We start from the raw sequence: 15034 nt of genomic DNA on the forward strand, positions 1-15034 counted from the left end.
ATTGCGGAGCCTGTTCCGGTGAGCTGAAACCCCGAGTGGAACGAGGGGGCGGCGAGGAATCTCCGGGTTTGCTTCGGCTTCGCCTCGGAACCGCTACGCTCCCAGCAATGACGAAAAGAAATGTACGTGAATGCATACGTGAGGTTTTTGATTAAAATGGAACTGATAGAGGCTCCACACATGTGCCAGAAATGTTTGGGCCTTTCTTGCTTTTAGGGCGGCACGGCGGGGTGTTCTAAATGGATAGAAAGCCAACGTATGAAGAATTGGAACAAAGGGTGAAGGACTCAGAAGAACAAGCCGTTGCCCGCAGCAGAGTGGATGAGGAGCTGAGGGTTAGCGAAGCACGTTTCCGGAATATCATAGAGAAAAATGCGGACGGTATTGTCATAGCGGATAAGAACGGCGCAGTGCAGTTTGTCAACCGGGCCGCAGAAGCCCTTTTCAGCCGCAAAGCAGAAGAACTGGTTGGCGGATTATTTGGTTTTCCCATTGTCTCGGGTGAAACAGCGGAGATTGAAATTATTCGAAATAAGGGGGGCACACGTACCGTGGAAATGCGCGTGGTGGAAACAAAGTGGAAAGATGAAATTGCCCATCTTACGTCGCTTCGAGATATCACGGGGAAAAAGCTGGGTCAGGAAAAACTGAAACGAACCCTGGCGAATTTGCGAAAAGCCATGAGGGGCACCATCCAGCTCTTGGTACTGGCAGTTGAAAAGAGGGATCCTTACACGGCCGGCCATCAACGGCGGGTGGCCGATCTTGCCCGTGCCATCGCCACAGAGATGGGTCTTTCAGCGGAGCAGATTGATGGAATCCGCATGGCCGGGGTTATCCACGATGTCGGCAAGATATCTATACCTGCTGAAATCCTCAGCAAGCCCACCCGGTTGACGGACATCGAGTTCAGCCTGATCAAGACTCACTCCCAGGTCGGTTATGACATGTTGAAGACCGTTGAATTTCCGTGGCCGATTGCCCCAACCGTGCTTCAACATCACGAAAGGATGGATGGCTCCGGATACCCTCAAGGGCTTTCGGGTAAAAGTATTATATTGGAAGCAAGGATCATGGGTGTAAGTGATGTTGTTGAGGCCATGGCCTCTCACCGACCTTACCGGCAGGCTCTCGGTATAAATGTTGCGTTAGAAGAAATCTCAAAGAATAGGGGTGTCCTCTATGACGCAAAGGCGGTAGACGCCTGCTTGAAGCTGTTCAAAGAGAAAAGGTTCAGGTTTAAATAGTTTCCGGGGCCGGCATTCACCATATTCTTGACAAAGGTGTGAAAGGCGGTTGAGGGCCTGAAACAAAAAGATTTAATAAAGGAGGAACGAAAATGGCAAAGGAAGAAAAAAAAGGGACAACAATAGCAACGCCGATTAACATACTCTGGGAAAATATATTAATGATTCCCATATTCGGCGCTATAGATTCAAAGCAGGCCCAAGAAATAATGGAAAACATACTGACAAGGATATCCGATAGCGGATCAAAGGTCATCATACTCGATATTCTTGGGGTGGCCACTGTGGATACTGCTGTGGCGAATTATATCCTCAAAATAACCAGGGCAACCGGACTTATGGGTTGCAGGTGCATTGTCTCCGGTATATCCCCGGCAATTGCCCAGACATTGGTTAACCTGGGAGTTGGCCTGGAAGGCGTTGCTACCACAGCCAGTTTACGCGATGCACTTGAAACCGCCTTTGATACGATAGGCCTTGAAGTGAGAAAAATAAAAAAGGTCCCATAAGAGGGAGTAGATGGTTATGCAAGAGGACCCCACTCTATCCGGGGTAGGAATGTATGTTACCCGGGGCTGTCTTGTAGTTCCTGTCCAGGTCGAACTACACGACGACCTGGCGCCCCGGGTTCAGGCGGCCGTCCTGCAAAGGATTAACGAGACAGGGATCAAAGGAGTGATTATTGATCTCTCAGGGGTTGCCGTAATGGACTCATTCCTCGCCCGGGCAATCTTTGATACAGCCGAAATGGCATCCCTGTTGGGAGCCAAAACGGTCATTACCGGCCTTAGACCTGGGGTGGCCGCGGCCCTGATTGACCTGGACTTTGAGCCCGGGGATGTCCCCACGGCTGTGAGCCTTGAAAAGGGATTTCGGATATTGGAGCCTGTGGTATGGCCCAAAGAGGCGTTAGAGGAGGCCGAAGAACCGGAAGCGGAAGTCAACAATAAGGAGGATGCGGCCGCAGAGGATGAAGATACAGGAGAAGAGGAAAACAGCAACGATACAGAATAAAGAAAAACGAATCGAAATCTGCGAGGAGGTTGACATTGCCGAGGCGGTCTCTGAGGCATTAGTATCAGCAAAAACAGCCGGTTTCAGCCTCACCAGGCAATATATGGTTGCAATCGCGGTCTCTGAGCTGGCCACGAATATACGCAACTATGCCGGGAAAGGGGAAATTACCATAAGAGCCCTTGAGAGAGAGACCGAAAAGGGGATTGAGATTGTCGCGGAAGACAGCGGTCCCGGCATATCCGATGTGGAAGCCGGCATGCAGGACGGTTTTACTACCTCAGACGGCATGGGCCTCGGGCTTCCCGGCGTAAAACGCCTGATGGATGAGTTTGTCATAGAGACTGAACCAGGGGCAGGAACCAGGATCACGGCAAGGAAATGGAACTAACAAAGATGCCTGAAGCTGATTACTTCTTGGTGAAAAGAGCTCTGAACAATGATACTTTCTGCGGCGATACAGGGATTATCAAGGAATTTGACAGCAAGATATTTATCGGCATTATAGATGTCCTGGGGCATGGGGAAGGCACCCATGAGATTGCGCTGACTTGCGAGGATTTTCTGGGGAAGAATTATCGTCAGGACCTGGTCAAAACAATGGAGGGCCTCCATAGGCATATCAGGGGTTCACGGGGTGCAGTGGCCGGCCTGTGCCTTTTGGACTTGAAAACAGGTGACCTGAAATACGTTGGCATGGGTGACATAACCGCCAGAAAATTCGGTTCAAGCAACATCACGATTATTTCCAGGGCCGGCGTAGTCGGCTATGTAATGCCGACCCCGAGAGAAGAGAGATTGAAATTATACGACGGCGATGTCCTGGTATTATATATAGACGGAGTCAAAAAACATTTTGACATGGAAGATTACCCTGAACTGATATCGGACAACGCCAGGACAATAGCCACCCGCATTATTGAGCGATTCGGCAAAGAAGCAGATGACGCCCTGTGTATAGCATTGAGGTATCGGATATGATTGAGCTTGGGGATATTTCCATCAAGGATCTGACCTCTATCGTTGAGGCAAGAAACAAGATACGCATCTTATGCGAAGATCTGAAATTCGATTCCATCAGCGCCGCCAGGCTGGTGGCCATGACCTCGGAACTCGGCCGCCGGATGCTGACCTCGGGCCGTGCTTCCAGTATCAAGGTCGGACTGGATCAGCGAGACGGAGCATTCGGGCTTGTCCTCTTGTTTGCATCAGCACAAACCGGGAACCCGGTTGGTATCGAGGCCCTGGAGGCGGTCTTTGATGACGTTGAGGAGTTTCAGACCTCAGTCGGTCTTGAAGCCGTGAAAGCATTTAAATCCCTGCCGGACCCTGAATTTGAGCCTACGGAAGAGTTTATCGATCAAAAGCGGGAACTGGTTCAACGTCTCACCAGAGAGGAGCTTTATGCTCAGCTTCAAGAAGCATATGACAAACTCAGGCAATCGATGCAACTGATACTGAGGGAGAAAATGGTTGCCACAGGCACTCTGGTTGCGGGCGTTGCCCACGAGCTTAATAATCCAATGACCGGAATGCTCCAGTTTGCCGAGTATTGTCTCAAATACACCACAGGGGACGACCGAAGATATCCTGTGCTTCGAGATATAAAGCATGAAACAAAACGCTGCATCGATATTGTGCAAAACATGTTGACCTTTTCACGCATGGAAAAAGAGGGTGAAGAGGGCTACCAGCAAGAGAGTTTTGCCACGATTCTTGACAGGGTCTTTAAACTACTATCGTACCGTATAGAGAGAGAGCATGTCTGGCTGACCAGCCACGTTGCCGAAGGCGTTCCCGAAATCTGGATGAAAGCCAGCAGTATGCAACAAATGTTTCTCAATCTTATCAATAATGCCCTGGATGCCCTAAAGGAACGTCCGAAGAAGGAAATTCGTGTTGAAGTCCGCCATGAAGGCGAATCTATCCGGGTAAAGGTCGCCGATACCGGCTCCGGCATTGATACTGAAAACCTTAAACGCATTTTCGATCCTTTTTTCACAACCAAACCGGTCGGACAGGGGACAGGCATGGGACTTGCCATAATCCAGAGCATTATAGATATGCACGACGGGAAGATTACCTGTCACAGCACGCCCGGCGTTGGGACAACCTTTAATATTCTATTTCCAATAGAAAGAAGAAAGGAGGGCCAAAATGAGTAAGCGTGTGTTAATAGTTGATGATGATGAGGCAATTAGAAAGTCATTTACCCTGACACTTGAGGACACCGGGTATCAAACTGAGACAGCGGCATCAGGTGAGAAGGCAATTGAGATGGCGCAGGACACCAAATTTGATTTGATCTTCCTTGACCTTAAGATGCTGGGGCTAGATGGTGTCCAAACATTGCGTGAACTGCGGAAGATAGACAAGGATGTGCCTGTCTACATCGTAACAGCTTTTTATATCGAGTTCTTAGACCAGCTGAAAAGCGCTCAGGAAGGCGGGATAGAGTTTGAGCTTCTCAGAAAACCGATCGGCGGTGCCCAGCTTATTGCTGTTGCCAGGGGTGTTCTGGAAGGGCCAATAGTTTATTAGGAGGGGTATCATGCATGAAGTCAGACTTTACATTATGGGCCGGACGGCGAGGTCTAAAAAGGCCGTCGAGGATCTAAAGGTGCTTCTCGAAGCTAAACACAAAGGTCAATATTCTCTCAAAATCATAGATGTCATGGAAAACCCGCAACTGGCCGAAAAGGATATGGTTTTCGCGACCCCGACAGTGGTAAAGGCTTCTCCACCACCGCAAAAAAGGATAATCGGGGATCTCAGCAAAAGCGAAAACGTACTGGCCGGGTTGGGTCTGGGGTTGGGGAAACAGTTATGAGCAAGTATGTTCTTAACTTGTACATTGCCGGGCAGACGCCGCGATCCGAGTCCGCCATCGCAAGCCTGCGCGGAATCTGTGAAAAGGAATTGAAAGGGCAATACGAACTGATCGTCATCGATGTTCTGGAGTGACCACAACTGGCGGACAACGAAAAGATCCTGGCAACGCCGACCCTGGTCAAGGTGTTGCCTGAACCTATTCGGCGCATCATAGGCGACCTGTCCGATACCGAGAAGATCCTCCTGGGGCTCGATCTGCTGCCTGTTGTTCCCCAGAGAGGAGATGAACAATGACGGAAGCGGAATGAACCTGAGGAATCCCCGAAGCGGCCCGGGTAAAGATAAAGATTAAGAGTCAGAATGGAAGATAAACACATTAAAGTGCTTGCAATTCAGGACGAGCCTAAGATGACGGCCGCTATCCGACGAACACTGCTCAGAGAAAAGAGTCCTTCATTTGATATAGAGCTTGCCGACCGGCTTTCTTCAGGGTTGGAGCGTCTTTCCGGCGGAGGGATCGATATAGTGCTGTTGGATCTTATGCTGCCGGGCAGCCAGAGGCTTGACACGCTGGACAGGGTGCTCGCTCATTCAACGAAAGTGCCGGTCGTGGTGCTGACTGCTCTCGGCGAAGAAGCGCTCGCCGTAAAGGCTTTGCAGCGCGGCGCGCAGGACTATTTGTTCAAGGCACAACTTGATAGCAATATGCTGATGCGCACCATGCAATGTGCCATTGAGCCCAAGTGGGCGGATGAGGCTTCACATGAAACGAACTTGTTTTTGCAAAACACCCTGGAGAGCTCTTCGTCTATTTCAATCATGTTTACTGATCTGGAAGGCAATATCCTTTACTGGAACAAAGGGGCTGAGGAGATATTTGGATACAAGGCTGAAGAGATAGTCGGTCGTCATAAGACAAACATATTATACCCTGACGATGAAGAGGAGACCAAAAGGACAGTAGAGGAGGTCAGGTCGTTTGTACTTAAGAATAAACAGGGAACAAGTTGCGAGATTATTGAGATAGCAAAAGATGGACGCAAGCTATGGATCAATGTGAACATTACCCCCTGGCTCGATCAGAACGGCAAGGTGATAGGGATCTTAGGTATTGGACAAGACACGACCGAGCGCAAACATGCGGAGGAGGCCCTGCGGGTCAGCGAGGCCCGCCTTAAACAGATCATAGAAAAAAATGCCGATGCCATCATTGTTGTTGATCGGGATGGAATCGTACAATTTGTGAATCCTGCTGCGGAATCTCTTTTTGGCCGCGAGGCAAAAAATCTCCAGGGTGAATCGTTCGGGTTTCCTATGGTGGCCGGGGCAACGGAAATCGATATCGTGCGGAAAGATGGAGAAAGGGCCACAGCGGAAATGCGTTTTGTAGAAACGGAATGGGAGGGGAAAAGTGCTTTCCTTACATCACTTCGAGATATTACGAATCGCAAGCAGATGGAAGTTTCACTGGAAAGGGCCAATCAAGACCTCAAACAGAGTATGGAGGAATCAAGAACGGCCAACCAGAAGATTTTGCAGCAGCAAAAATCGGTGATAGAAGAGGAACGGCTCAAGGTACTGCTTCAGATGGCCGGGGCCACGGCCCATGAGTTGAACCAGCCATTGATGGGCCTGCTAGGAAATATTCAGTTGATGAGGTTGAACAAAGATACCCCTGAAAAATTGGCCGGGCACATGGACATAGTCGAAGAGGCCGGCCAACGGATAACCGATATCATAAGAAAGATCCAGGATATTCGCCATTACGATACAAAACCCTACCCTGGCGGAACCCCCATTATTAACCTCGACCAGAAGTTGAATATCTTTATTGTGGAAGACTCGGTCGAGGATTTTGAGAGGATTGAAACAATTCTGAACACTCATACCGGGATAACCCTGTCTCGTGCCACCACCATCAAAGATGCAGTCCAATTACTGGACAACGGCCACGTTGATCTTATTCTTTTGGACCATGTGCTTCCGGATGGCAATTCCCTTGATTTCTTAAGGATCATGGATGAAAAGGTGACAGGGATACCGGTCGTGGTCATTACCGCTCATGGAGATGAGATGGTCGCTTCCCAGGTGATTCAGGCCGGCGCCCATGATTATCTTCCTAAAGAAAGGGTGAGTGACCAATCCCTTTCTCGAAGCATCAATAATGCACTGGAAAAAGGTCGCCTGAAAAGAGAAATAAAACTGGCCATGAAGAAGATGGTTGAAATGTCAACCAGAGATGATCTCACCGGGCTCTATAACCGGCGATACTTTATGGAGGCGTTGGAGCGGGAGGTGGCAAGGGCAGGGAGATACGAGTTTGAAATCGTACTTTGCATGGCGGATCTGGATCACTTTAAAAGAATCAATGACACCTATGGTCATCCTGTCGGCGACAGGGTCCTGTCTGAAATCGGTAGAATGCTGAAAAAATGCTTTCGTCAAAGTGACCTGGTATGCCGCTATGGGGGTGAGGAGTTTGCTGTTATTCTTCCCAACACCCGGATTGAAGAGGCCCGCACAGTAGGCGAAAGATTCAGGGAGATGGTGGCGGGGTACGCGTTTGAATATGAGGAAGCTCAATTTCAGATGACAGTCAGCATAGGCATTGCAAAACTGGATGGCTCAGAGTCAAAAACTCCCATGGAATTGGTAGCCAAGGCAGACGAGGCCCTATATCGCGCCAAGGGCGGGGGAAGAAACCGGGTCAAGGTCTATAGATCATGAATCCGAGGCATGAAATGCGAAGCCAGAGACTCAAGATATTATTGATTCAGGACAACCCTGAGGAGGCTGGGGTGATCCAGGAGATGCTGTCAGAAGTTAGGGATGCTTCATTTGATCTGGAATGCGCCGATGGGCTGTCAACTGGAATGGAGCGCCTGGCCGCAGGCGGGATTGATCTGGTTGTGCTTGATCTCAAGCTTTCAGACACCCAGGGGCTTGACGCTATCGTGAAGGCACACGCTGAAGCACCGGAAGTGCCGGTCCTGATGTTGAGCGGACATCACGACGACATGGCTTGCATCGAGGCATTGAAGAAGGGCGTACACGACTGCCTGCCCAAAGAGCACTTGCATCCCCACATGCTATGGCGGGTCATACTCTATGCCATCGAGCGCAAGCGGGCTGAAAAGGCGCTACTGGCGAGCGAAATGCGTTTTCGCCTTATAATAGAAAAGAATGCTGACGCCATCTTCGTTGTAAACAGTGAGGGAAGGGTGCGTTTTGCCAACCCGGCTGCGGAACGTCTTTTCGGCCTGAGAGGCGAAGAACTGGTTGGAAGAATGTTCGGGTTTCCTCTGACAGCAGGCGGATCCACTGAGATTAACATCATTCGCAGGCATGCAGAAGCAGCAGTAGCGGAAATGGGTGTGGTGGAGATGGAGTGGGAAGGTGAAATCGCATATCTCGCATCACTGCATGATATTAGTGAGCGGAAGCGGACAGAAGAGGCGCTGAAAAAATCGCGCGATGAATTGGAAAAAGCGTTGTCAGAATTAACAAATACACAAACAAAGATGATACAATCCGAAAAGATGGCTTCCATCGGACAGCTTGCAGCAGGTGTAGCCCACGAAATTAACAACCCCACCGGTTTCGTAAGCAGCAATATGAATACATTGTCGGATTATCAAAATGATACAGAAAGAGTTATAGCGGAATACAGGAAGTTGGCATCAGACCTGAAAGACAACATGGCCGGAAATGAAACGCCATCCTCCGTGTACGAGCAGGTAAAGCGTCTTGAAAAGCTGGAATCTGAAGTTGACATCGATTTTATCTTAAATGATAGCAAGGAGCTAATCAAAGAATTTCAAGAGGGGACTGAGCGGATCAAGAAGATTGTGCTTGATCTGAAGGACTTTGCCCATCCGGGTAAGGACAAGTTGCAATCCGCAGACATCAACAACTGCCTTGAATCAACTCTGAACGTTGTCTGGAACGAACTCAAATACAAAGCCACTGTGACAAAAGAATACGGAGACCTGCCCCTGGTGGAGTGCTATCCGCAGCAGCTTAACCAGGTCTTCATGAACCTTTTGGTTAATGCGCCCCAGGCCATAGAAGAGAAGGGGAGATCAAGATTGTCACCAGGGCCGTTGATGGCTATGCGGAAATTAAGATAAGTGACACGGGATCAGGCATACCCAAGGAAGACCTCTCTAAAATATTCGATCCGTTTTTTACCACCAAGGAGGTAGGAAAAGGAACAGGGCTGGGCCTTAACGTGGCCTATAACATCGTTAAAAAGCACAAAGGCACCATTGATGTGGAGAGCACAGTGGGCAAGGGAACCACGTTTACGATTCGAATACCAATCACCAATGACCAACACCGGGAGGTCTAATATGGCATTAAAATACAAACACACCCTCCTGCTCGTGGACGACGAGGAATCTATCACCAAATCGCTCCAGCGTCTCTTTCGCAAGGAGGGATACGAGATCTACACGGCATCAAGCGGGCAGGAAGGGCTGGAGCGATTAAAAGAAGTCGGGAAGCCCTTTTCCCTTATCATTTCCGATCAGCGCATGCCGGCGATGAATGGAGCCGAATTTCTGGAGAAGGCAAAGAAGATCTTTCCCCAGGCCATACGAATCCTCCTGACAGGGTATTCTGACATGGACGCCATTGTGGATGCCGTCAACAAGGGAGAGATCCACCGGTACTTCGCCAAGCCCTGGAATGATGACGATCTCGTGCTCCAGATCCGACAGTCTCTTGAACAGTATGAACTCGTTGTGGAAAACCGGAGGTTGCTCGCTCTGACCAAGAAACAGAACGCAGAGTTAAAGGAACTCAATAACAGCCTGGAAGAAAAGGTGGCTGAGCGAACCAGAGAAGTCATTGAGAAAAACGAAGAGCTTTCTTCCCTGAACAGGGAACTGGAGGCGAGCCTTTATAACACAGTGCGCGCATTTGCCTCGTTAGTGGAGATGCTCACTCCCTCACTGGCCGGGCACGGAAGGCGCGTGGGGGCTGTTTCGCGCAAGATCGCCCAGGAGCTCGGCCTGAGTGAAGACGAGGTTGATCAAATAGAGATCGCCGGCCTTCTGCATGACGTAGGCAAGCTCGGATTTTCAAAGAAGCTCCTGAAATACCAGGAGGACGCTTGGGACGGTCAGGACAAGGCTTTGTTTCGCAAACACCCGGAGCAGGGCCAGGCAGCAGTCCGGTTTATCAATAAACTGGACCATGCGGGAATCCTGATCAGATGTCATCATGAGCAATATGACGGCCAGGGATATCCTGACCAACTGGCCGAGGAGGAGATCCCCTTGGGCTCCAGGATCATTGCCGTGGCAGATGCCTATGACAGGATCGTCAAGCTAAAGGTTATTGACGGCGACACCTTGAAAAGAGCGTCAAGAGAGGCTGATGCAACTCAGGGCCATCCAACAGAGGAAGTCCTGCAAAAAGCCGCAGTGCTTCACCTGAGGGAACAGGCTTTTACCCGATATGATCCCGATATTGTGAAGATGTTCCTGGCTGTTCTTAAGACACAAGGGATAGAGGTTGAAAGAGAAAAGGAGGTTTCCATTGAGGATCTCAAGGAGGGCATGTTTCTTTCAAAATCGCTTCATACCTCCAGCGGACGATTTCTGCTCCCTCACAATACTGTCCTGACTGAAGACCTTATTGGCAAGCTAAACACTATACATTCTCTTGATCCAATAACCGAATCAGTTCACGTGGAGGTAAAGTAGAATGGACAAAGAAGCATTCTTGAAAAAACTCGACAACATCCCGAATCTTCCGACTTTGCCTGTTATTGCTTTTAAAGTCAACAAGATGCTCCAGGATGATGATGTTTCCATCAGGATGCTGAGCGAAACCATAGAAAAAGACCAGGCCATGGTTTCAAAGATCTTGAAGCTCGTCAACTCGGCCTTCTACGGGTTTCGGTCGAAGATCAACACTATTTCTCACGCTATAACCATATTAGGCCTCAGCACCATCCGCAATGCCATTGTTTCGATTGCCGTAGTTGACGCTTTTTCCGGAAAGGAAGCTTTTGAGGGGTTTGACATTACGGACTTCTGGAAGCATTCCGTTGCAGTGGCCGTGACCGGCAGGCACATGGCCGAGAAGACCCGTCTGAGCGCCCCGGATGAGGCCTTTGTTGCCGGAATCCTCCATGATGTGGGAAAGGTGGTCTTGGCCCAATATTTCCAAGAGCCTTTCGGACAACTCTTGACATGCGTACGAGACGATGGCCTATCATTCTATGAGGCTGAAAAGAAGCTATTGCCGGCAGACCACGCACAAATCGGAGGCCGTCTGGTCAAGAAATGGCAGCTTCCAGCCAGTCTGGTCGAGACGATTACCTATCACCACGCAGTCATGAAATCGGCCATCAATGTTAACCCAATAATGGTAGTGCATGCTTCCGATTACGTTGTGAACAACTACAAGACCGATTCACAGGACGGCCTCGAGTTATCAGGGCTTTTCCCTGAGGCCGCCAAGATAATGGCAGCCGAATTGAAAGCCTTGCCGGACTGGTTTCCAGCGGTGGCAACCGAAATAGAGCAGGCCTGCGACTTCTTTATCGAAGATGGGAGATAGATATTCGTTGAGTCGTTGAGTGGTTAAGTGGTCGGAGGGAATGTCGGACAAAGTGAGAAGTGATTTTCAAGGCCTAGACTCAAACAGTTAACGACTTAACTACTCAAGCAGCGGCATGCGGAGTGAAAACCATGAACGATTCAAAACACACCGTTCTCTGCGTAGATGACGATCAAAACATCTTAAGCGCCTTGAAGCGATTGCTTCGAAAAGAGGGCTACAACTTCCTGATGGCTTCAAGTGGAGCAGAGGGCCTTGAGATCCTTAAAAACAATGATATTCAGATGGTGATGTGCGATCAGAGGATGCCGGAGATGAGCGGCACTGATTTCCTTGCCAGGGTAAAAGAAGAGTATGCTGATATCATTCGTGTCATCTTAAGTGGTTACACAGAGGTGGACGCAATTACGGAGTCGATCAACAAAGGACATGTCTACAAGTTTTTTCTCAAACCGTGGAATGATCAGAGTCTGAGGCTGGAGATCAAACAGGCCCTGGATCAATACGACCTTATACAGGCGAACAAAAAGCTTGACGAAAAGGTTATGGAACAGAATGAGGAGTTGAAAAGCATAAATGAAAATCTTGAGACACTGGTTAAACAGAGAACCGAGGATCTTGAAATTCAGAACCAGGCCCTGGAACTCTCACGCGCCATGCTTGAAGTTTTGCCCGTACCGATCATTGGTGTGAGCGCTGAGGGTATGATTGCGGTAATCAATGAAAAGGCCCAAACGCTATCATACAATGGCCGGGCCATCGAGATAGGCGGGGAGATTATCGATTACTTTTCAACTGATATTCAAGAAAGGGTGGCCGGTGCGCTGGAAACCGACAAGGCACAGACGCTAAAGGGAGACGGGTTGCCGGACGGGGCATACGATATTGATATCACCCCCCTTTTGGGACGTTTTCGAGGAAAAGGTGTGATCATGACATTGAGACCGGCGGGTTAGTTGTTGGTTGAGTGGTTGAGTAGTTGAGTGGTTGAGTAGGTGGAAGAGTTTGGCGTGAAAAAGGGCATTCACAAATGAGAAATAGAGCAGTGAAAGGTTGGCGCTTTCCCATGGTCCTGATTCTGGGAGCAATCGTAGCCGGCATGACGCTGATGGCTGCCTCTGCTCCAGCCGGAGAGAAGCAAAACAGAAGGATCTATCGCACTGTTATCGAAAACCCTTCTGTTCGAGATTCTGACGGCCAGGCGCGTCTGCAGGAAGTCAAGATTGGCGTCCTGGCCAAGCGGGGGAAAGAACGGTGCTTGGCAAAATGGGAGTTGACAGCCGATTACCTGGGGAGGCAAATCCCGGGCTACTCATTCGCGATAGCGCCCCTTACATATGACGAGATTTATCCGGCTGTTGAGAACAAAAAGGTGGATTTCATTCTGACCAACCCCTCACTATACGTGGGGATAGAGCGTTTTTATGGCGCCACCCGGATCGTGACGTTAACCAACATTCAGGTGGGAAAAGCTCGTACGAACTATGGCGGCGTCATTTTCCACCGGGCAGATCGCAAGGAGATCAAGAACCTGGATGACCTTAAAGCAAAGACTTTCATGGCCGTTGATGAAAACTCTTTTGGCGGCTGGCAGGCGGTCTGGCGGGAACTGAAAGAAAACGGTATTGATCCGCATCGCGATTTTGCCGATCTTAAGTTCGGCGGCACCCATGACGCGGTTGTCTATGCAGTGAGAGACGGTAGGGTTGATGCCGGGTCGGTCCGAACCGACACACTCGAACGTATGGCGATGGAAGGTAAGATCCGCCTGGAAGAATTCCGGGTGATCCACGAACACGGGGGGAAGATTTGTTTCCCCCTCCTGCATTCGACGCGAGTCTATCCGGAGTGGCCTTTGGCCAAAGCCGGGCACGCTTCAGAGGACTTGGCGGAGAAAGTCGCTTCCGCCTTGATGGAGATGCCTCCGGACAGTCCCGCTGCGACCTTTGCCAGAAACGCCGGGTGGACCATTGCTTTGAACTATGAACCGGTGCACGAGTGTCTAAGAGAGCTTAAGATCGGTCCTTACAAGGACCTGGGAAAGATAACCCTGACCGATGTTATAAGAAACTACTGGCGCTGGATCCTTGTTTTCTCTTGTTTGTTTCTCGTACTGGCAGTGGCCCTTCTAGTCATACTAAAACTCAACCGGAAAATTAACGCATCTCATATGGCGTCAGAAGCAGAGGTTGAAGAGCGCAAACGAGCCGAGGAAGAACTGCGAGAAAGCGAGGAAGGATTCCGCACGATTTGCGAATCCGCTCAGGATGCCATCATCAGGCTTGACCATGGCGGCAATATCTCACTCTGGAACAATGCTGCTCAAGAAATGTTTGGATACTCACATGAAGAAGCAATGGGACAAGATATACATGAATTAGTGGCGGCTGAATCACTTCTTGAAGACCACAGAAAAGCATTTCCTGCTTTTCAGAGGACAGGAACGGGAGCGGCAGTCGGGAAAACCATAGAACTGCCGGCGGTGAGAAAAAACGGCGAGGAGTTTCCTGTTGAGCTTTCTCTTTCGGCCGTTAAGGTAAAGGGCAAATGGCATGCAGTGGGAATAGTGCGTGACATTACAGAGCGCAAGCAGGTCGAAGAGAAATTGAAAAAGGCCAAGGAGGCAGCAGAAGCGGCCAACCAGGCCAAGAGCGAGTTTCTTGCCAATATGAGCCATGAGATCCGCACGCCCATGAACGGTGTGATTGGAATGACAGAGCTGCTGCTGGATACGGAATTGACTCCCGAACAGCGTGAGTATGCCGAAATAGTGCGTAACAGCGGCGACGCGCTTTTGGCCGTGATCAACGACATTTTGGACTACTCAAAGATCGAGGCCGGACAACTCAACATGGAGACCATCGACTTTGATCTCAGGGTGACAGTTGAAGATACGACTGATGTTCTCGCCATGACAGCTCACAAGAAGGGTCTTGAATTGGCCTGCCTGATCAACCAGGATGTTCCGGCGCTCATGCGCGGCGATCCCGGGCGGTTGCGGCAGGTACTGATTAATCTTGCGAACAATGCGATCAAGTTCACGAAAAAAGGCGAAGTGGTGATCCGCGCGGATCTTGAAGAAGAAGATGACACCCGCGCCACGGTGCGCTTCAGCATTTCGGACACCGGCATAGGGATCGCCCGGGACCGCATGGACAGGCTTTTCAAGTCGTTCTCGCAGGTGGACTCCTCATCGACCCGCAAGTACGGCGGCACAGGGTTGGGACTGGCCATTTCAAAGAGCTTTGCAGAGATGATGGGCGGCAAGATCGGAGTGGAAAGCCCTTCGACTTCGCTCAGGACAGGCCCTTCGACTTCGCTCAGGACAGGCCCTTCGACTTCGCTCAGGACAGGCCCTTCGACTTCGC

The 15034-nt window shown here is 50.0% G+C and carries 15 protein-coding genes and 1 pseudogene; all 16 read left to right on the plus strand.

The window, feature by feature from the left end; translation table 11 throughout:
• Positions 1-239 precede the first annotated feature (239 nt).
• Complete coding sequence (locus JW883_16435) at positions 240-1247, plus strand: HD-GYP domain-containing protein (GenBank protein MBN1843854.1); 1008 nt, start codon at positions 240-242, stop codon at positions 1245-1247.
• A gap of 92 nt (positions 1248-1339) precedes the next feature.
• Complete coding sequence (locus JW883_16440; GenBank protein ID MBN1843855.1) at positions 1340-1756, plus strand: STAS domain-containing protein; 417 nt, start codon at positions 1340-1342, stop codon at positions 1754-1756.
• Positions 1757-1766: 10 nt separating this feature from the next.
• Positions 1767-2261 (plus strand): STAS domain-containing protein, encoded by a 495-nt coding sequence (locus JW883_16445; protein MBN1843856.1) that lies wholly within the window; start codon positions 1767-1769, stop codon positions 2259-2261.
• Positions 2218-2652 carry an anti-sigma regulatory factor gene (locus JW883_16450; protein MBN1843857.1) on the plus strand — a complete coding sequence of 145 codons (435 nt, stop codon included), beginning with the start codon at positions 2218-2220 and terminating at the stop codon, positions 2650-2652. Before JW883_16445 ends, JW883_16450 begins: the two co-directional genes overlap by 44 nt.
• Entirely contained in the window at positions 2643-3242 is a 600-nt protein-coding gene (locus JW883_16455; GenBank protein ID MBN1843858.1) for a SpoIIE family protein phosphatase, read from the plus strand. Before JW883_16450 ends, JW883_16455 begins: the two co-directional genes overlap by 10 nt.
• Positions 3239-4426 (plus strand): HAMP domain-containing histidine kinase, encoded by a 1188-nt coding sequence (locus tag JW883_16460; protein MBN1843859.1) that lies wholly within the window; start codon positions 3239-3241, stop codon positions 4424-4426. The genes JW883_16455 and JW883_16460 overlap by 4 nt, the downstream gene beginning before the upstream one ends.
• Entirely contained in the window at positions 4419-4802 is a 384-nt protein-coding gene (locus JW883_16465; protein ID MBN1843860.1) for a response regulator, read from the plus strand. The genes JW883_16460 and JW883_16465 overlap by 8 nt, the downstream gene beginning before the upstream one ends.
• Before the next feature lie 10 nt (positions 4803-4812).
• On the plus strand, positions 4813-5091 hold the full coding sequence (locus JW883_16470) for a circadian clock protein KaiB (GenBank protein ID MBN1843861.1): 279 nt from the start codon (positions 4813-4815) through the stop codon (positions 5089-5091).
• Positions 5088-5387, plus strand: a pseudogene (kaiB, locus tag JW883_16475) (circadian clock protein KaiB). Before JW883_16470 ends, kaiB begins: the two are co-directional and overlap by 4 nt.
• Positions 5388-5453: 66 nt before the next feature.
• Positions 5454-7820, plus strand: a complete 2367-nt coding sequence (locus JW883_16480) for a diguanylate cyclase (protein ID MBN1843862.1) — start codon at positions 5454-5456, stop codon at positions 7818-7820.
• 14 nt (positions 7821-7834) lie between these two features.
• On the plus strand, positions 7835-9223 hold the full coding sequence (locus tag JW883_16485; protein MBN1843863.1) for a PAS domain S-box protein: 1389 nt from the start codon (positions 7835-7837) through the stop codon (positions 9221-9223).
• A complete protein-coding gene (locus JW883_16490) occupies positions 9175-9444 on the plus strand; it encodes a HAMP domain-containing histidine kinase (protein ID MBN1843864.1) in 270 nt (89 codons plus the stop codon). The genes JW883_16485 and JW883_16490 overlap by 49 nt, the downstream gene beginning before the upstream one ends.
• Position 9445: 1 nt before the next feature.
• Positions 9446-10804, plus strand: a complete 1359-nt coding sequence (locus JW883_16495; GenBank protein MBN1843865.1) for a response regulator — start codon at positions 9446-9448, stop codon at positions 10802-10804.
• 1 nt (position 10805) lies between these two features.
• Positions 10806-11666: an HDOD domain-containing protein gene (locus JW883_16500; GenBank protein ID MBN1843866.1), complete on the plus strand. Its 861-nt coding sequence runs from the start codon at positions 10806-10808 to the stop codon at positions 11664-11666.
• 131 nt (positions 11667-11797) lie between these two features.
• Positions 11798-12622: a response regulator gene (locus tag JW883_16505; protein MBN1843867.1), complete on the plus strand. Its 825-nt coding sequence runs from the start codon at positions 11798-11800 to the stop codon at positions 12620-12622.
• 74 nt (positions 12623-12696) lie between these two features.
• Positions 12697-15034: PhnD/SsuA/transferrin family substrate-binding protein (locus tag JW883_16510; protein MBN1843868.1), on the plus strand; the 2338-nt coding region annotated here is incomplete at its 3' end.

This window comes from Deltaproteobacteria bacterium, assembly GCA_016930875.1.
GTDB lineage: Bacteria > Desulfobacterota > Desulfobacteria > Desulfobacterales.